Origin of the sequence: Streptomyces sp. NPDC006872, assembly GCF_040635845.1 — a bacterium.
In the GTDB taxonomy this organism is placed as follows: domain Bacteria; phylum Actinomycetota; class Actinomycetes; order Streptomycetales; family Streptomycetaceae; genus Streptomyces.
On record NZ_JBEYIL010000019.1, the window covers coordinates 152676 to 169644 of the forward strand.

Annotated in this window: 16 protein-coding genes and 1 riboswitch; of the genes, 11 read left to right on the forward strand and 5 right to left on the reverse strand. The window is 71.9% G+C overall.

The genetic code is table 11. From position 1 onward, the window contains the following. Nucleotides 1-97 precede the first annotated feature (97 nt). The gene (locus ABZ725_RS41240; RefSeq protein ID WP_358807537.1) at nt 98-1213 is read left to right on the forward strand and encodes a glycoside hydrolase family 6 protein; all 1116 of its coding nucleotides are present in this window, start codon (nt 98-100) and stop codon (nt 1211-1213) included. Here ABZ725_RS41240 and ABZ725_RS41245 read toward each other — a convergent pair. Together ABZ725_RS41245 and ABZ725_RS41250 are read right to left on the reverse strand one after the other, a co-directional pair. Further along, the gene (locus ABZ725_RS41245; protein ID WP_358807482.1) at nt 1192-2571 is read right to left on the reverse strand and encodes a solute carrier family 23 protein; all 1380 of its coding nucleotides are present in this window, start codon (nt 2569-2571) and stop codon (nt 1192-1194) included. The two genes, ABZ725_RS41240 and ABZ725_RS41245, sit on opposite strands and share 22 nt — an antisense overlap. 73 nt (nt 2572-2644) lie before the next feature. After that, nucleotides 2645-3853, reverse strand: coding sequence for an MFS transporter (locus ABZ725_RS41250; RefSeq protein WP_358807483.1), 1209 nt, complete (start codon nt 3851-3853; stop codon nt 2645-2647). Between the two features lie 132 nt (nt 3854-3985). Between ABZ725_RS41250 and ABZ725_RS41255 the strand changes: the two genes are divergently transcribed. After that, the gene (locus ABZ725_RS41255; protein ID WP_358807484.1) at nt 3986-5215 is read left to right on the forward strand and encodes an ROK family transcriptional regulator; all 1230 of its coding nucleotides are present in this window, start codon (nt 3986-3988) and stop codon (nt 5213-5215) included. On the opposite strand, the gene ABZ725_RS41260 is transcribed toward ABZ725_RS41255, so the two are convergent. After that, on the reverse strand, nt 5212-5967 hold the full coding sequence (locus tag ABZ725_RS41260; RefSeq protein WP_358807485.1) for an SDR family oxidoreductase: 756 nt from the start codon (nt 5965-5967) through the stop codon (nt 5212-5214). The two genes, ABZ725_RS41255 and ABZ725_RS41260, sit on opposite strands and share 4 nt — an antisense overlap. 264 nt (nt 5968-6231) lie before the next feature. Further along, nucleotides 6232-6362, forward strand: a riboswitch (FMN riboswitch). A gap of 147 nt (nt 6363-6509) precedes the next feature. Here ABZ725_RS41260 and ABZ725_RS41265 point away from each other — a divergent pair. The 9 genes from ABZ725_RS41265 to ABZ725_RS41305 all read left to right on the forward strand — a co-directional run bounded on the left by ABZ725_RS41265 (nt 6510) and on the right by ABZ725_RS41305 (nt 13885). Beyond that, a complete protein-coding gene (locus ABZ725_RS41265; RefSeq protein ID WP_358807486.1) occupies nt 6510-7115 on the forward strand; it encodes a riboflavin synthase in 606 nt (201 codons plus the stop codon). Further along, nucleotides 7112-7753, forward strand: a complete 642-nt coding sequence (gene pnuC / locus ABZ725_RS41270; RefSeq protein WP_358807487.1) for a nicotinamide riboside transporter PnuC — start codon at nt 7112-7114, stop codon at nt 7751-7753. Before ABZ725_RS41265 ends, pnuC begins: the two co-directional genes overlap by 4 nt. Further along, a complete protein-coding gene (locus tag ABZ725_RS41275; protein ID WP_358807488.1) occupies nt 7750-9039 on the forward strand; it encodes a bifunctional 3,4-dihydroxy-2-butanone-4-phosphate synthase/GTP cyclohydrolase II in 1290 nt (429 codons plus the stop codon). Before pnuC ends, ABZ725_RS41275 begins: the two co-directional genes overlap by 4 nt. Before the next feature lie 39 nt (nt 9040-9078). Then, nucleotides 9079-9564, forward strand: coding sequence for a 6,7-dimethyl-8-ribityllumazine synthase (gene ribH / locus ABZ725_RS41280; RefSeq protein ID WP_030613284.1), 486 nt, complete (start codon nt 9079-9081; stop codon nt 9562-9564). Nucleotides 9565-9597: 33 nt separating this feature from the next. Further along, nucleotides 9598-9870, forward strand: a complete 273-nt coding sequence (locus ABZ725_RS41285; RefSeq protein ID WP_358807489.1) for a phosphoribosyl-ATP diphosphatase — start codon at nt 9598-9600, stop codon at nt 9868-9870. Nucleotides 9871-9916: 46 nt separating this feature from the next. Continuing rightward, nucleotides 9917-10765 (forward strand): ATP phosphoribosyltransferase, encoded by an 849-nt coding sequence (gene hisG, locus ABZ725_RS41290; RefSeq protein ID WP_351918806.1) that lies wholly within the window; start codon nt 9917-9919, stop codon nt 10763-10765. Nucleotides 10766-10788: 23 nt separating this feature from the next. Next, nucleotides 10789-11271 (forward strand): PH domain-containing protein, encoded by a 483-nt coding sequence (locus ABZ725_RS41295; protein ID WP_358807490.1) that lies wholly within the window; start codon nt 10789-10791, stop codon nt 11269-11271. A 206-nt stretch (nt 11272-11477) separates the two neighbouring features. After that, nucleotides 11478-12803 (forward strand): hemolysin family protein, encoded by a 1326-nt coding sequence (locus ABZ725_RS41300; protein ID WP_358807491.1) that lies wholly within the window; start codon nt 11478-11480, stop codon nt 12801-12803. Next, nucleotides 12800-13885 (forward strand): hemolysin family protein, encoded by a 1086-nt coding sequence (locus ABZ725_RS41305; protein WP_358807492.1) that lies wholly within the window; start codon nt 12800-12802, stop codon nt 13883-13885. The genes ABZ725_RS41300 and ABZ725_RS41305 overlap by 4 nt, the downstream gene beginning before the upstream one ends. Before the next feature lie 14 nt (nt 13886-13899). Here ABZ725_RS41305 and ABZ725_RS41310 read toward each other — a convergent pair whose 3' ends face one another. Together ABZ725_RS41310 and ABZ725_RS41315 are read right to left on the reverse strand one after the other, a co-directional pair. Continuing rightward, complete coding sequence (locus tag ABZ725_RS41310; RefSeq protein WP_358807493.1) at nt 13900-15765, reverse strand: AAA family ATPase; 1866 nt, start codon at nt 15763-15765, stop codon at nt 13900-13902. 440 nt (nt 15766-16205) lie between these two features. Then, nucleotides 16206-16826 (reverse strand): hypothetical protein, encoded by a 621-nt coding sequence (locus ABZ725_RS41315; RefSeq protein WP_358807538.1) that lies wholly within the window; start codon nt 16824-16826, stop codon nt 16206-16208. Nucleotides 16827-16969 lie beyond the last annotated feature (143 nt).

Genomic DNA, 16969 nt, shown 5'->3' on the forward strand with positions numbered 1-16969 from the left:
GACGCTTCCCCGGAACGGGGGAACGAGCCCGTCGCGCGGGAGGGGGAACAGCACGGTGCAGGGCTTACGTGTGCGGCGGGCCGGCCGACGCAGTGTCATGGTCGCCGTCGCCTCGGCCGTGGTCGCCCTGGGCGCCGCGACCGGGACGATGACCGCGCTCGGCGACGACGCCGACGACGGCGGACGCGACACCGAGCGGGCCCGCCCGAAGGCGGGTGCGACGCTTGTGTCCCCTTCGCCGCCGCCCTCCCCGCGCCCGTCCGCGTCCCCCTCGGTCGCCGCCTCGACGACGAAGCCGACGCCCTCGGCCGCCCGCACCACGAGCCGACCCCGGGCGGCCGCCGCGCCCGTGAGCCTCTACCGCCACCCCGAGTCCCAGATCCTCGACTGGGTGCGCGACAACCCGGCCGATCCGCGCGCCGACGTCATCGAGTCACGGATCGCGAGCCGGCCGGCGGCCGTGTGGATCGCCGACTACGCCCCCGACACGGTCACCGCACGGGTCCGCGCGGTCACCGCGGGCGCCGCCGCCCAGGGCCGGGTGCCCGTCCTGGTGGCGTACGCGATCCCGGAGCGCGACTGCGGCGGCGCCTCCGAGGGCGGGGCGCCCGACGTCGACTCCTACGCCGACTGGATCGACCGGTTCGCCGCCGGGCTCGGCTCCCACGAGGTCGTGGTCGTCCTGGAACCGGACTCGATCGCCCAGGCCGACTGCCTCGACGAGGGCGGACGGGCCGACCGCTTCGCCGCCCTGGCCCGCGCCGGGCGCGTGCTCAAGACGGCGAACCCGAAGGCGCACGTCTACTACGACGCGGGCCACTCCGGCTGGAACGCCCCGGCCGAGCAGGCCGCACTGCTGAAACAGGCCGGGGCCGCCTCGGCGGCGTCCTCCGACGGGATCTTCAGCAACGTCTCCAACTTCCACGACACCGCCGACGAGGCCGCCTACGACCGGCGGGTCCTGGACGCCCTCGGCGGCCCGCCCGGCCTGGGCGCGGTCATCGACACCAGCCGCAACGGCAACGGCGCGCCCGCCGACGGCGAGTGGTGCGACCCGGACGGCCGGAAGATCGGCCGAGCCCCCACGTTCGCCACCGGCGAGGACCGGATCGACGCCTACCTGTGGGTGAAGCTGCCGGGGGAGTCGGACGGCTGCAAGGGGGCGGCGGGCGAGTTCAGCCCGTCGTACGCCTACGAGCTGGCCTCGTCGTAGCTGCTCGTGCCCTCGTCCAACAGGGGCCGCTGCGACGTGAGATGGGCGGGCGCGAAGGCGCGCAGCGCGTGGTAGCCGGTGATGACGACGAGCGTGCCGAGCGCGATGCCGCTCAGCGAGAAGGTGTCGGTGAACTTCATCGTCACGTTCCCGACGCCGATGACGATGCCCGCCGCGGCCGGCACCAGATTCAACGGGTTGCGCAGGTCGACCCCGGCGTTGAGCCAGATCTGCGCACCGAGCAGACCGATCATGCCGTACAGGATGACGGTGATGCCGCCGAGGACGCCCCCGGGGATCGCGGCGACGACCGCGCCGAACTTCGGGCACAGGCCGAACAGGAGCGCGAACCCGGCGGCGGCCCAGTAGGCGGCCGTGGAGTAGACCCGGGTCGCGGCCATCACGCCGATGTTCTCGGAGTAGGTGGTGTTGGGCGGGCCGCCCACCGCCGTGGACAGCATCGAGCCGACGCCGTCGGCGGAGATCGCCGTGCCGAGCCGGTCGTCCAGGTCGTCGCCGGTCATCTCGCCGACCGCCTTGACGTGCCCGGCGTTCTCCGCGACCAGCGCGATCACGACCGGCAGCGCCACCAGGATCGCCGACCACTCGAAGGAGGGGCCGTGGAACGTGGGCAGGCCGATCCAGTCGGCCTGCCCGACGCCGGACAGGTCGAGGCGCCAGTGGTCGGTGACCTTGCCGCTCGCGTCGGCGGAGTGGATCCGGCCGAAGATCCGGTCGAACGCCCAGGAGACGACGTACCCGAACACCAGGCCGAGGAAGATCGCGATCCGGGACCAGAAACCGCGCAGGCACACCACCGCCAGACCGGTGAACAGCATGACCAGCAGGGCCGTCCACTGATCCTGCGGCCAGTAGGTGGCGGCGGTGACCGGGGCGAGGTTGAAGCCGATCAGCATCACGACCGCGCCCGTCACGATCGGCGGCATCGCGGCGTGGATGATCCGCGCCCCGAACCGCTGCACCGCCAGTCCGACGACGAACAGCGCGGCCCCGACGACGAACACCGCCCCGGTGACGGTGGCGCTCGTGCCGCCCTGCGCCCGGATGACCGCGGCCACGCCGACGAAGGACAGGGAGCACCCGAGGTAGCTGGGCACCCGGCCGCGGGTCGCGAGCAGGAAGATCACGGTCGAGACGCCGGACATCATGATGGCGAGGTTCGGATCCAGGCCCATCAGGACGGGCGCCACGAAGCTCGCCCCGAACATCGCCACCACGTGCTGGGCGCCGAGCCCGGCCGTGCGGGGCCAGGAGAGCCGCTCGTCGGGGCGGACCACCGCCCCGGGCGCCGGGGTGCGTCCGTCGCCGTGCAGTTTCCAGCGGACGCCGAGATCCATGGTGCGAGGTCGCTTTCATGAGGATGCGGATGTCCGGATCATTCTCACGTGCAACCAGAGGCCGAACGACCGCTCAGCTACCCGAAACCGTCTCGGCCTGCGGAGCGACCTTCGTGGCGGCCGTCCGCTCTGCGCCCCGCAGCACACCCGCGAACGCCACCAGCCCGCACGACAGCACCGTCACCACGCCGAACGACACCACCAGGCTGGTCGCCTGCGCCACCCCGCCGATCAGGCTGGGGGCGATCAGACCGGAGGTGTACGTGATCGTCGCCACGCCCGCGATGGCCTGGCTGGGATTCGGCCCGCTGCGCCCCGCCGCGGCGAAGCAGAGCGGTACGACGACCGCGATGCCGAGCCCCATCAGCCCGAACCCGCCGATCGCCACCGCCGGGTCGTCCGCGACGACGATCAGCAGCCCGCCCAGCACGGCGAGGACGCCGCCCGCCCGGACGGTACGCACCGCGCCGAACCGGTTCACCGCCGCGTCGCCCGCGATCCGGGCCACCGCCATCGTGAACATGAAGCCGGTCGTACAGGCCGCCGCGAGCCCGGCCGACGACTCGAGCCGGTCGCGCAGATACACGGCCGACCAGTCCAGACTCGCGCCCTCCGCGAACACCGCGCAGAACCCGACCGCGCCGATCAGCAGCGCCGAGCGGGGCGGCAGCGTGAACCGCGGCGGCGGCTCCTCGTCGTCGGCAGGACGCAGATCCAGCACCCAGTGACAGGCCAGCAGACCGAGGGCGGTGAGGACGGCCGCCGCCAGCACATGGTGCAGCCGCGCGTCCGAGCCCAGGTGTGCGGCGAGCGTCCCGCCGGCCGAGCCGATCAGGGCGCCCGCGCTCCACATGCCGTGCAGCCCCGACATGATCGACCGGTCGAGCAGCCGCTCCACCTCGACGCCGAGGGCGTTCATCGCGACGTCGGCCATGCCCGCGCTGGCTCCGTACGCGAACATGGCCAGGCACAGGGTGAGCAGGTTCGGTGCGAGGGCGGGCAGGGTCAGCGACAGCGTCCACATCGCGAGCAGTGCGCGCAGGGCCGCCCGGCTGCCGAAGCGGTGGGTGATCGAGCCCGCCAGCGGCATCGCGCAGGCCGCCCCGAACGCCGTGAAGGCCAGGGCGAACCCGAGTTGGCCGGTGGAGACGCCGGCGTGGTCCTGGATCCACGGCACCCGGGTGGCGAACGAACCGGTGACCGCGCCGTGCACGGTGAACACGGCCGCCACGGCGTACCGGGCGCGCCGTGCCTCCGACGGTGCGCAGACCACTTCACTCATTCTGCTGGCCCTCCTGACTCCCTGCTCGGTACCGCCCGGCCGCGGTGCCGTCGTAAACTATCAGGAACCCTGCCTGATAAATAGAGGACGTCCGGAGCCTCCGACCGGGTCGGCCATGGGAGGATTCCGCGCATGCCCGCATCCCCGAGCACCGCCCGGGCCATCAACGACCGGCTCGCCCTACGGCTGCTGCAGAGTGAAGGCCCGTTGACGGCGGGGCAGTTGAAGCAGCTCACCGGCCTGTCCCGGCCCACTGTCGCCGACCTCGTCGAACGTCTTGCCGCCGCCGGCCTGATCGAGGTCGCGGGGGAGACGGGCGGGCAGCGCCGCGGGCCGAACGCGAAGCTCTACGGCATCGTCGCGGACCGCGCCCACCTGGCCGCGCTGGACGTACGCACCGAGGGCGTCGCGGTGCTCGTCTGCGACCTCGTCGGCCGGGTGCTAGCCGAGGCGTCCGTGCCGATCGGCGGTGACACGGGCACCGGGACGGCCGTGGAGCAGGCGGTCACGCTCGTCGAGCGGGCGGTGAAGGAGGCCGGCGCCGACCGGCTGCACACCCTCGGCATCGGCGCGCCCGGCCTGATCGACCCCGCGAGCGGCGAACTGCGCGACTCCAGCGGCCTGCCCGAGTGGCACCGCCGCCTGGTCGCCGCCCTCCAAGAGCGATTGCCCCACGCGCGGGTGAACGTCGAGAACGAGACCAACCTCGCCGCCCTGGCCGAACAGCGCGAGGGCGCCGCCCGGGACCGCGACACCTTCGTCCTGCTGTGGCTGGGACACGGCACCGGCGCGGCGGTCGTCCTGGACGGCGCCCTGCGCCGCGGGGCCTCCGGCGGCACCGGCGAGATCGGCTTCCTGCCGGTCCCCGGCACGAGCGGCCTGCCGTCGGCGACGGACTGCGAGGGCGGCTTCCACTCCCTGGCCGGCTCGGCGGCGATCGCCGCACTGGCGGCGGAGCACGGCCTGACGGCGGACGCGCACGCCGACGAGCCGGTGGCGGCGGCGCTGGTCCGGCAGGCGCTGGCCCAGGAAGCGGAGCTTGCGGTTCACACGGCCCCCGCCGCCCGCTTCCTCGACGCTCTCGCCGACCGTCTCGCCCTCGGGGCCGCCTCCGTCGTCGCCGTCCTCGACCCGGGCTGTGTGGTCCTCGGCGGTGAGGTCGGGCAGGCCGGCGGCGAGGTGCTCGCGGGCCGGGTGGCGCGGCGGCTCCGGCGGATGGCGCCGCTGCCCACGGAGGTACGCCCCAGCGTGCTGGGCGGCGGCGCGGTGCTGCGCGGCGCGCTGCTCACCGCCCGCGAGTCCGCCCAGGAGGAGCTGTTCGGGGCGGCGCCGAGAACCGACGCCGGCCGGCGGCAGCCCTAGGACCTGTCCTGGCGTCGGATGCGGGTCGCCAGGTAGTCCTCGAACGTTCCCTTGCCCACCGCCCGCTCCGGCGCCAGGTGGCCGCCCTCGCGAAAGGCCCGGTAGGCCGTGCCCCACAGGGGTACGTTCGCCACCGCGCACCGCCTGCCGCTCGCCTTCAGGAACGCGCGGGCCAGTGACTCGAGCGTGCGGACCTCGGGCCCGGCCATGTCGTCGACCCGGCCGGCCGGCGCGCCCGCCGCCAGTTCCGCGAGCCGGTCGGCGACCTCCGCGACCTCCACCGGCTGGTCGCCGACCCCGGCCGGCAGGACCATCACCGGCACCTTGGCCAGCATCTGGAAGAGCTGGACGAGCAGGTCGTGGAACTGGGTCGTGCGCAGCACGGTCCAGCCCAGTCCCGACTCCTCCACCAGCTGTTCCACCGCGAGCTTCGTCCTGTAGTAGGGGAGCGGCACCCGGTCCACGCCGATGATCGAGATGTAGAGCAGATGCCTCACCCCGGCCTTCTGCGCCGCGGCGATCAGGTTCGCGGCGGCCTGTTCGTCGCCCCCGCGCGGGGTGGTCGCGCAGTGCACGATCGTGTCCACGCCCGCGACGGCCGCGTCCAGACCGGCCCCGCCCTCGCGCAGGTCCACGGCGTACGGCCGGCTGTGCCGGCTCAGCGCGCGCACCTCGTGCCCGTCGGCCAGCAGTCGCGGGGCGACGAGCCGGCCGAGGGTTCCGGTGGCTCCGGTCACCAGGATCGTGGTCATTCCGTTCAGCCCCTTCGGACTCTGCACCGACGCTCTACGAAGTCCAGCCTGCCCGGGTTCGCCGTGGCCCGCACCTGAAAGAGCCCGGCGGCGGGCAAGGGCCGTCGTCACCGCCACCGGGCCGCACCCGTCGACCCTAGAAAGGACTAGACCAACACGTCAATAGGTGCGGACCGGGACCGGGTTGACGCTCTGTGAGCCAACCCACACGGTTCACCTGTATGGACCAGCATCGGGCGTGGCACACTGGCCCTGTACCTAAAGCAGCGCACTCCGGGGTCGGTGAAAGTCCGAACCGGCGGTTATAGTCCGCGACCCGGTCGCTTCCAGCGACCGGTTGACCAGGTGAAATTCCTGGACCGACGGTTAAAGTCCGGATGGGAGGCAGTGCGCGGCGGGCGGGCATTCGTGCGCGCCGCCGTATGTGCTCGTCCGTATGGGCGGGTCTGTCCGGCGTCGCTCCCGGTGTCGTCGCTCGTACATTCTGTCGTCCTCGACAGGCCCCGGAGTCCGTGCCCCTATGTGGCAGGAGGACCCGGGAAGTGTTCACCGGAATCGTCGAAGAGCTGGGTGAGATCACCGCCGTCGAGAACCTCGGCGATGCCTCCCGCTTCCGGCTGCGCGGCCCCGTCGTGACCGACGGTGCGAAGCACGGCGACTCCATCGCCGTGAACGGCGTGTGTCTCACCGTCGTCGAGCACGAGGGCGATGAATTCACCGCCGACGTCATGGCGGAGACCCTGACCCGCTCCAGCCTCGGCGCCCTCGGCGTCGGCTCGCGCGTCAACCTCGAACGCCCCACCGCCGTCGGCGACCGCCTCGGCGGGCACATCGTGCAGGGCCATGTCGACGGCACCGGCGCGGTGTTGGAGCGCAAGCCCTCCGAGAACTGGGAGATCATCAAGATCTCCCTCCCCGCCGACCTCGCCCGGTACGTCGTGGAGAAGGGCTCCATCACCGTCGACGGCATCAGCCTCACCGTCGTCGACGCGGGCCTCGACCACTTCACGGTCAGCCTCATCCCCACCACCCTCGCCCTGACCACGCTCGGCCTCAAGCAGCCCGGCGACCCGGTCAACCTCGAGGTGGACATCGTCGCCAAGTACGTCGAGCGGCTGCTGACCACCACCCAGGGGGCAGGGCAGTGAACTCGCTGAACTCCGAGGCGTTCACCCTTCTCGACCAGCACATCCTCTGGTCGGACATGATCGGCAACATCCTCGGCCTGATCACCCTCGCCCTCGGCTGGCGCCGCTCCCTGTGGACCTGGCCGGTGCAGTTCCTCTCCGGGCTCGTCCTGTTCGGCGCCTTCTACGGCCATCTGACCGGCAGCGCCGGCAAGCAGGTCGTCGTCATGGTCGTCGCCCTGTACGGCTGGTGGCAGTGGAACCGGAGCAAGGGGCGGTCCGCGGACGGCCAGATCACGCCCCGGTTCGCCAACTGGCCCGAACGCGCGAGCATGGTCGGCGCCGCCGCCGTCGGCACGGTCGCCGTCGCCCTGCTCTTCAAGGCCTATCCGACCCTGTCCTGGGACCCCTGGCCGGACGCCTACATCTTCGTCGGCACCATCGTCGCCATGTACGCCCAGGCTCGCGGGATGGTCGAGTTCTGGATCGCCTGGCTCCTCGTCGACGTCGTCGGCGTCCCCCTCAACTTCGCCAACGGCTACGCCTTCTCCGGCTTCGTCTACGTCATCTACGGCGCGCTCGTCCTGTGGGGCATGCGCGACTGGTGGCTGCGCTCCCGCAAGGCTTCGCACCCCGCTCTGGAAGGAGCGCCGGCATGAGTACCGCACCGATCCTCTACAGCACGGACGGCGTCGAGGACTTCGCGCTGGACCCCGTCGAGCAGGCCATCGCCGACATCGCCGCCGGCCGCCCCATCGTGGTCGTCGACGACGAGGACCGCGAGAACGAGGGCGATCTCGTGGTCGCCGCCGAGAAGGCCACCCCCGAGATCATCGCCTTCATGATGAGCGAGTGCCGCGGCCTGATCTGCGCCCCCATGGAGAGCGAAGAGCTGGAGCGCCTGGAGCTCCCGCAGATGGTCGCGGACAACACCGAGTCGATGCAGACGGCGTTCACGGTCTCCGTCGACGCCTCCGCCGCCCATGGCGTCACCACCGGCATCTCGGCCGCCGACCGCGCCACCACGCTCCGACTGCTGGCCGGCGGCCAGGCACAGGCCACGGACTTCGTCCGGCCCGGGCACATCTTCCCGCTGCGCGCCAAGCCCGGCGGCGTCCTCACCCGCAACGGCCACACCGAGGCCGCCGTCGACCTCGCCCGGCTCGCGGGGCTGCGCCCGGCCGGCGCGATCGTCGAGATCGCCGGCGAGGACGGCCGGATGCTCCGGCTGCCCGAACTGATCCCCTTCGCCCGCAAGCACGGCCTGACGATCATCTCCATCGAGGACCTGATCGCCTACCGCCGCAGTGCCGAGCCCACCGTCCGGCGCGAGGCCGAGACCCGACTGCCCACCGTCCACGGCACGTTCACCGCGTACGGCTACCGCTCCACCGTCGACGGCGTCGAGCACGTCGCCCTCGTCCACGGCGAGATCGGCGACGGCAAGGACGTCCTGGTCCGGGTCCACTCCGAGTGCCTCACCGGCGATGTCTTCGCCTCCCTGCGCTGCGACTGCGGCCCCCAGCTCGACGCGTCCCTGGAGCGCATCCAGAGCGAGGGCCGGGGCGTGGTGGTCTACCTGCGCGGACACGAGGGCCGCGGCATCGGCCTGCTGTCCAAGCTGCGGGCGTACGAGCTCCAGGAACAGGGCCACGACACCCTGGACGCCAACCTGGAGCTGGGCCTGCCCGCCGACGCCCGCGACTACGGGGCGGGCGCGCAGATCCTCGAGGACCTCGGCGTGCACAGCGTCCGGCTGATGACGAACAACCCCGAGAAGACCGACGCGCTCGTCCGGCACGGCCTCGAGATCACCGCGCGCGAGCCGATGCCCGTACAGGCCGGCGAGCACAACATCCGCTACCTGCGCACCAAGCGGGACCGGATGGGACACGACCTGCCCTGGCTGGACACGGCTCCCGTGTCCCCCTGCGGCAACCAGTAAGAACAGCGTCACCAGTACCGACAGCGTCAGAGGAGAGAAGTGAGCGGCAAGGGTGCACCGGAACTGTCCGTACGCAATGTGGGTGACCTGCGGGTCGCCGTCATCGCGGCACAGTGGCACGAGAAGGTGATGGACGGTCTGGTCGACGGCGCGCTGCGCGCCCTGCACGACCTCGGCATCGACGAGCCGACCCTTCTGCGGGTCCCCGGCAGCTGGGAGCTCCCGGTCGTCGCCAAGGTGCTGGCGGGGCGGGGCTACGACGCGATCGTCGCCCTCGGAGTCGTCATCCGCGGCGGCACCCCGCACTTCGAGTACGTGTGCCAGGGCGTCACCCAGGGCCTCACCCAGGTCTCCGTGGAGACCGGCGTCCCCGTCGGCATGGGCGTCCTCACCTGCGACACCGAGGAGCAGGCCCTGGACCGGGCCGGCATCGAGGGCTCGAACGAGGACAAGGGACACGAGGCGGTGACGGCGGCCGTGGCGACCGCGGCCACCCTCCGCTCAGTATCTGAACCCTGGCGCTAGGCCGGCCGACATAACGGCTAGGGTGGGATCACCATGTCCAAGAAGACGTTCGAGGAGCTCTTCGTCGAGCTCCAGCAGAAGGCCGCCAGCGGCGACCCCGCCACTTCCCGCACCGCAGAACTGGTCGGCAAGGGCGTCCATGCCATCGGCAAGAAGGTCGTCGAAGAGGCCGCCGAGGTCTGGATGGCTGCCGAGTACGAGGGCAAGGAGGCAGCCGCCGAGGAGATCTCGCAGCTGCTCTACCACGTCCAGGTGATGATGGTCGCCCGCGGAATCTCGCTCGACGACGTGTACGCCCACCTGTAAAACCGCTTACCGACAAACCCCCTTTCAAGCGAAGGAAGCCGACCTCATGCTGCGCATCGCCGTCCCCAACAAGGGTTCCCTGTCAGGCCCTGCGGCGGAGATGCTGCATGAGGCCGGCTACCAGCAGCGCCGGGAGTCCAAGGAGCTGCGGATCGTCGACCCGGTCAACGAGGTCGAGTTCTTCTACCTCCGCCCCCGCGACATCGCGATCTACGTCTCCTCCGGCCGCCTCGACATCGGCGTCACCGGCCGCGATCTGCTGATCGACTCCGGCGCCAACGCCGAGGAGATCCTGCCGCTCGGCTTCGCCCGCTCCACCTTCCGCTTCGCCTCCAAGCCGGGCGCGGCGGCCGGCGTCGAGGACCTCAAGGGCAAGACGGTCGCCACCTCCTACGAGGGGATCGTGGCCAAGCACCTCGCCGACAACGGCATCGACGCCTCCGTCGTCCACTTGGACGGCGCCGTCGAGACCGCCATCGAGTTGGGCGTCGCCGAGGTCATCGCGGACGTCGTCGAGACCGGCACCTCGCTGCGCAACGCGGGCCTGGAGGTGTTCGGCGACCCGATCATGAAGTCCGAGGCCGTCGTGATCCGCCGCACCGGCGCGGACGTCGAGGAGCCGAAGGTCCAGCAGTTCCTGCGCCGCCTGCAGGGCGTCCTGGTTGCCCGGACGTACGTGATGATGGACTACGACTGCCGCGTCGAGCAGCTCGAGAAGGCCGTCGCGCTGACCCCGGGCCTGGAGTCGCCGACCGTCTCCCCGCTGCACAACGAGGGCTGGGTCGCCGTCCGTGCCATGGTCCCCGCCAAGGAGGCCCAGCGGATCATGGACGACCTGTACGACATCGGCGCCCGCGCCATCCTGACCACGGCCATCCACGCCTGCCGCCTCTGAGGCCCCGAGAGACCTACGCGAAGATGCCCGATTCCCCGGGTGGCGAGCTGCCCACCCTCCCCGTCACCTTCCGGCCGGGCCGCACCCGTGTGGTGCTGCTCACGGCCGGAGTCGCGATCCTGCTCGTCATCTCCGCCGTGGCGATGCTGCTGGAGCAGCTCGGCCCGGGGGAGCGGCTCAGCTTCATCCTCACCGGCGCCCTCGTCTTCTGGGTGCTGGCCCAGCTCGCCCGGGTGCGGGTCGTCGCCGACGACTCCGGTGTCACGGTCGTGAACATCGCCTCCAGACGACGCCTGGCCTGGGCGGAGATCCTCAAGGTGAACCTCCGGCCGGGCGATCCCTGGGTGTTCCTCGACCTCAGCGACGGCACCAGCCTGCCGGCGCTCGGCATCCAGCCGGGCATCGACAAGCAGCAGGCCATCGCCGACGCGCGGGCCCTGCGCGCGCTCGCCGAAGCCAGGTCGATCCGGGACCCCGAGAAGGACTCCGAGCAAGATCAGGGCTGACTCGGGGCCGTCCACCCTGCCGCAGAAGCCCCTGTCTTGATTAATCTGGTGACGGAGGCGTTCCCCTTGCGCCTCCGCCCCTGTTGTGCCCTGCCGGGCGCACGGGGGTTCCTGCTACCCGAGGAGTGACCCTCTCCGGCGATGGACGGTTCGTCCTGTAGTACCTGCGCCGCCCCCATCCGACATAGCTCGGAGGCGGCGGCAACATGACCACCCCCCTGCTGCTCCTGGCAGCCGCGTTCCTGCTCATCCTCGCCAACGGCTTCTTCGTCGCCGCCGAGTTCGGCCTCGTCACGGTCGAGCGCCCGGAGGCCGAGAAGGCCGCCGCCGAGGGCGACAAACGAGCCCGTACGGTCGTCGAGTCGCTGAAGGAACTGTCCTTCCAGCTCTCCGGCACCCAGCTCGGCATCACCATCACCTCCCTCGTCGTCGGCATGCTCGCCGAACCGGCGCTCGCGGAGCTGCTGCACGGCCCGTTCACCGCGATCGGCATCCCCGAGGGCGCCGTCTCCGGTGTCGCCGTGGTCGTCGGCATGCTGCTGGCGTCCGCCGTGCAGATGGTGATCGGCGAGCTCGTGCCCAAGAACTGGGCGGTGTCCAAGCCCCTGCAGGTCGCGCGGTTCGTCGCGGGCCCGCAGGCTGCCTTCTCACGCCTGTTCCGGCCGGTGATCTCGGCCCTCAACACCGTCGCCAACCGTCTGGTGCGCGCGCTGGGCGTCGAGCCCACCGAGGAGCTGGCCTCCGCCCGAACCCCGGGCGAACTGGTGTCCCTGGCCCGTCACTCGGCCCAGGCCGGCGCCCTCGAACAGGACACGGCCGACCTGTTCGTACGGACCCTGTCGCTGGCCGAGCTGACCGCGCAGCACGTCATGACCCCGCGGGTGAAGGTCAGTGCCCTGCAGTCGTCGGCCACCGCCGAGGACGTGGTCAACCTGACCAGGGCCACCGGCCTGTCCCGGTTCCCGGTCTACCGCGAGAAGATCGACGAGATCGTCGGCATGGTCCACCTCAAGGACGCCCTGGCGATCCCCGTCCACGACCGGCTGCGCACCCCGCTCGGCCGGATCGCCCGCCCGGCGCTGCTGGTCCCCGAGACCCTGCCCGTCCAGCCCCTGCTGGCCCGGCTGCGCAGCGAGCAGCCCATCGCCGTCGTCGTCGACGAGTACGGCGGCACGGCCGGCGTGGTCACCCTGGAGGACATCGTCGAGGAGATCGTCGGCGAGGTCCGCGACGAGCACGACGGCCAGGACACCCCCGAACTCGCCGCGGCTCCGCCCGAGGAGGGCAGGCCCGCATGGGACGTGGACGGCAGCTGCCGCGTCGACACCCTCCAGCGCATAGGCCTGGAGGTCCCCGAGGGACCGTACGAGACGGTCGCCGGGCTCGTCGCCGACCTGCTCGGGCGCATCCCGGCGGTCGGTGACCGGGCCGAGCTGCCCGGCTGGCGGCTGTCGGTGCGCAGGGTCGGCCACTACCGGGCCGAACGGGTCCGGCTGGTGCGGACCGGCCAGGTCGTGGAGGTCTCCCGATGAGCGCCCTCCAACTCGTCTTCGCCGCGCTGCTCGTGCTCACCAACGGCTTCTTCGTCGGCGCAGAGTTCGCGCTCGTCTCCGTCCGGCGCAGCCAGATCGAGCCATTGGGCACCGCGCGGGCCCGCCAGGTCCTGCACGGCCTGGAACGCCTGCCCCAGATGATGGCGGCGGCCCAGTTCGGCATCACCGTCTGCTCCCTCACCCTGGGCGCGGTCGCCGAACCGACGGTCGCCCAGCTGCTGGAGCCGCTGTTCGAGTGGATCCACCTCCCGCACGGGATGATCCATCCGCTGGGCTATGTCATAGCCCTCGCGGCCGTGGTCTTCTTCCACCTCGTCATCGGCGAGATGGTCCCGAAGAACCTCGCCATGGCGGCCCCCGAGAAGGCCGCGCTGTGGCTCGGCCCCGGCCTGGTCGCCTTCGCCCGGCTGTGCCGGCCGATCACCGTGGCCCTCGGCGCCTGCGCCCAGGGCATCCTGCGGCTCTTCCACGTGGAGCCCCGGGACGAGGTGGAGGCCGTCGTCACCAGCGAGCAGCTGAACCGGCTGCTGGAGGACTCCGGCCAGGCCGGTCTGCTCGGCCGCGAGGAGCAGGAGCGGCTGGAGGACGCGCTGGAGCTGGGCTCCCGTCCGGTGACGGACGTGCTGTTGAAGCGTGAGTCCCTGGTCACGGTGGGCCCGGCGGTCACCCCGGGCCAGATCGTCGAGCTGACCGCCCGCACCGGCTACTCGCGCTTCCCGGTCGCCGCGGAGAACGGCGCCTACATGGGTTACCTGCATGTGAAGGACGTCCTCGACGTGGAGGACTCCCAGCGGGCGGTGCCGCAGCAGGTGTGGCGTCCGATGACGACACTCCGCTCCGACCTGCCGCTGGACGACGCCCTGACGGTCATGCGCCGGGCGGCGACCCATCTGGCGCAGGTCGCCGACGCCTCCGGCAAGGTCCTCGGCCTGGTCACGCTGGAGGACGTGCTGGAGCTGCTGGTCGGCGAGGTCACCGACCCCGCCCACCGGGAGATTCCGGAGGTCAGACTGACGGAGCCGAGGGTGAGCGACGATCCGGAGGAGGCGCTGGCGAGCTGACGCTCCGCGGGCCGTCAGGTCGGGGAGGGATCCTGCGGGCCCCTCCCCGAGAGGACCTCGCCGTACGCCTGCATCAGGTCCGGCAGCCGCAGTGTCGACAAGTCGTCCCGGGTCAGGGCGCCCGGGTAGGTCGACAGGCGCAGATCCCGGTAGGCGCAGCTCTTCTCGTACAGGGTCCGCAGGAACCGTCCGTTGCCCAGCTCGTCGATCCAGCCCTGGTCGACCACGTGCCCGGCGATCGAGCGCAGCTCGTCCAGGGCCTCCTCGTCCCACACGTCACCGTTCTCCGCGGCCAGCACCTCGCCGATGGAGGTCAGCTCGAGAGGGCGGTAGGAGGGGAAGTCGACGCGGGTCGTGAAGCGGGAGGACAGTCCGGGGTTCGCGGCCAGCAGCCGGTCCATGCCCTCCGGGTAGCCGGCCAGGATCACCACCAGGTGGTCCCGGTTGTCCTCGGCCCGCTTCAGCAGCACCTGCAACGCCTCGTCGCCGTACGCGTCGCCCTTGCCGTAGCCGGAGTTGGAGAGCGAGTACGCCTCGTCGACGAAGAGCACCCCGCCCAGCGCGGAGTCGATCAGCTCGTTGGCCTTCACGGCCGTCTGGCCGAGGTACTCGCCCACCAGGTCGGCCCGCTGGGCCTCCACGAGATGGTCGCCGCCCAGCAGCCCGAGGGCGTAGAAGACGCGACCCAGGATGCGGGCCACCGTGGTCTTGCCGGTGCCGGAGGGCCCGGAGAAGACGAAGTGCCGCTTCGGCGGCTGGACCGGAAGGCCCTGCCCGGTCCGCAGCCGGGCCATGTTGAGCTGTGCCGACAGGGCTTTGACCTGGCGTTTCACCGGCTCCAGGCCCACCATGCGCTCCAGTTCGGCGAGCGCCTCCTCGAGTAACACGGGGTCGGTGGGCCCGGCCGGCAGCGGGGAGGCGACGAGGTTCTTCTCGCGCACCGCGGGGTCGGTCACCGACGGCAGCGGGACCACCGGCGGCAGGTCGGCCGGCTCGGTGAGCCGCAGGTCCCGGCCCTCCGTGCCGAACAGCGGGTCGAAGCCGTCCGGCCCGTCCACCATGTCCTGCCCGACCCCGGTGAGCGTGATCGCCGCGAAGTCGGCCGTGTCGTCGTACCCGTCGCCCTCGGCGATCGCGGCGAGCCGGGCCGTGGTGTCCATGAAGGCGGCGTCGACGCGGTGCACCGCCCGGTACAACGGGAGCGCGGCCGCCGAACGGCCGGTGCCCTCGTGCGCCCGGGCCAGCCAGTACCGCAGCTCCTTGCGCTGCGGCTGCTCGCTGCGGCAGCGCATCAGGGCCGCCGAGAGCAGCGGCTCGGCCTGTCCGTACATCTCCAGCCGCACCCGGGCCATCCCGCCGAACAGCCCGGCCTCGATGCCCAGCAGCGGATCGTCGAGCAGCGGGTCGGTGTGCCGGACCAGCTGTTCCCAGTCCTTGACGAGGTAGGCGCGGCAGGCGTGCAGGAAGCGGACCTGGTGGTCGGTGTCGACGGGCGGGAGCCCGGCGAGCGCCCGGTCCAACTCGGGCACATGACGGCCGTCCAGCCAGTGCGAGGCGTGCGCGAGGAGCAGATCGCGCGGACTCTCCAGCACCGGTTGGACCCACCAGCCCAGCCAGTACCAGGAGTTGAGGGTGCGGCGGTGCCTGGTCCGCTGCTCGCCGAAGCGCTCGCGGTGCCGGAACATCCGCAGCAGCGCGGTCGTCGTGTCGACGCGCAGCGCGTGCAGCCCGAGCCAGCCGTCGGCCATCCCCGGATCGATCCGCACCGCGGTGCGGAACTCCTCCTCCGCCTGCGGATACGCGCCCATGGTGTAGGCGTCCACGCCGCGTAGCCAGGCGAGGTCGGCCGGGGCCTCCAGACCCTGCGTTCCGAAGTCCATCACGTCCCCCACGAACCGTGCCCCCGTCGGTAGACAGCCGAGCCGTCGCTCGCCGGCTGCCTTGGTCGAACCGCTGTGCCGCGGACCGGAGTTGCCAGGTGCGCGTAAGCCCTGTCCAGGTCGCACCGAGGGCATCGTACCTGCGTGGGCACGGCCCGCCGTAGGGTGCCGCACAGGCCGTTTGACGAGGTGGGAGCAGGATGGGGCGCATACCGGGCGGTGACCCAGGGTGAGCGAAACCTGCCGCGTCGCGTCCGGAAAAGGGGCGGCGAACGGGCTGAGGACAGAACGAAGCCCCCGATCACGGGGGAACAACCGGGGGCTTCGCGTCTGAGGGCGGCTTCGTATGCCGCACATTCAGAACGTAAGTCCTGTACGGGCCGCCGGTCAAGCGGAGTTGGAGCACTTGGCGAACTTCGAATGTGGGAGCCTTCACAGGTTCACCACATCGCGGGTGGTCCCTCACGGTGGGTGACATCCTGGTGCGGACCAATGCCTCCCACGGGCCCCGGCAGCACCTCGTACCCCTGCTGCAACTGCCGCACCAGCAGATCCGCATACGGTCGCGAGGGATCCTCGGCGAAGTGGCGGACTTCGGCCGGAACCCACCCGTCCCAGAACTCCCGCTGCTCCTCGCCGTCCCGCGACCGTCCACGCGCCCAGGCCTCCTCGGCCGGCACATCCATCCACAGCAGACACGCCAGGAACGGCCGCAGGGCGCGGCGGCCCGCGCCGACCCCCTCGACCAGGACGACGGGCGCGGCGGGCAGTGCCCCGGCCGGGCCGAAGCGGCGGGCGCGCCAGTCGTAGGAGGCGTAGCGCGCGCTCTCGCCGCGGCCGAAGGGCTCGATCACCTGGGCGAGCAGGCGGTCGGTCCAGGCGAAGAGCTCGTCGTGGCTGGCGATGTCGTCGAGGCGCAGCACCGGCGCACCGCCCAGCGCCTCGGCCAGCCGCCCGGCGAAGGTCGACTTCCCCGAGCCGGCGTGTCCGTCGACGGCGATCAGCCGCACCGGCCCGCAGGACGGGGGCAGACGGCGGAGCCGGGCGGCGAGCTGGTCGATGACGGGTCCTGGGGTGGGAGGAGCGGGGGAGCGGGCGGGTCCTGGAGGGGGCGGGAAGGCGTCGGTACCGGCGCGAAAGTCTACGGCCGCCGGCCCACACGACTGGCTCAGGCCCGCTGCCGCCGTGGGCGTGGCACCGGCGG

What these genes read in the sequence shown, in the direction of transcription:
- ABZ725_RS41240 (WP_358807537.1), top strand. Translation starts at nt 98, where the DNA reads ATGGTCGCCGTCGCCTCGGCCGTGGTCGCCCTGGGCGCCGCGACCGGG.
- ABZ725_RS41245 (WP_358807482.1), bottom strand. Translation starts at nt 2,571, where the DNA reads ATGGATCTCGGCGTCCGCTGGAAACTGCACGGCGACGGACGCACCCCG.
- ABZ725_RS41250 (WP_358807483.1), bottom strand. Translation starts at nt 3,853, where the DNA reads ATGAGTGAAGTGGTCTGCGCACCGTCGGAGGCACGGCGCGCCCGGTAC.
- ABZ725_RS41255 (WP_358807484.1), top strand. Translation starts at nt 3,986, where the DNA reads ATGCCCGCATCCCCGAGCACCGCCCGGGCCATCAACGACCGGCTCGCC.
- ABZ725_RS41260 (WP_358807485.1), bottom strand. Translation starts at nt 5,967, where the DNA reads ATGACCACGATCCTGGTGACCGGAGCCACCGGAACCCTCGGCCGGCTC.
- ABZ725_RS41275 (WP_358807488.1), top strand. Translation starts at nt 7,750, where the DNA reads ATGAGTACCGCACCGATCCTCTACAGCACGGACGGCGTCGAGGACTTC.
- ABZ725_RS41285 (WP_358807489.1), top strand. Translation starts at nt 9,598, where the DNA reads ATGTCCAAGAAGACGTTCGAGGAGCTCTTCGTCGAGCTCCAGCAGAAG.
- hisG (WP_351918806.1), top strand. Translation starts at nt 9,917, where the DNA reads ATGCTGCGCATCGCCGTCCCCAACAAGGGTTCCCTGTCAGGCCCTGCG.
- ABZ725_RS41295 (WP_358807490.1), top strand. Translation starts at nt 10,789, where the DNA reads ATGCCCGATTCCCCGGGTGGCGAGCTGCCCACCCTCCCCGTCACCTTC.
- ABZ725_RS41300 (WP_358807491.1), top strand. Translation starts at nt 11,478, where the DNA reads ATGACCACCCCCCTGCTGCTCCTGGCAGCCGCGTTCCTGCTCATCCTC.
- ABZ725_RS41305 (WP_358807492.1), top strand. Translation starts at nt 12,800, where the DNA reads ATGAGCGCCCTCCAACTCGTCTTCGCCGCGCTGCTCGTGCTCACCAAC.
- ABZ725_RS41310 (WP_358807493.1), bottom strand. Translation starts at nt 15,765, where the DNA reads ATGGACTTCGGAACGCAGGGTCTGGAGGCCCCGGCCGACCTCGCCTGG.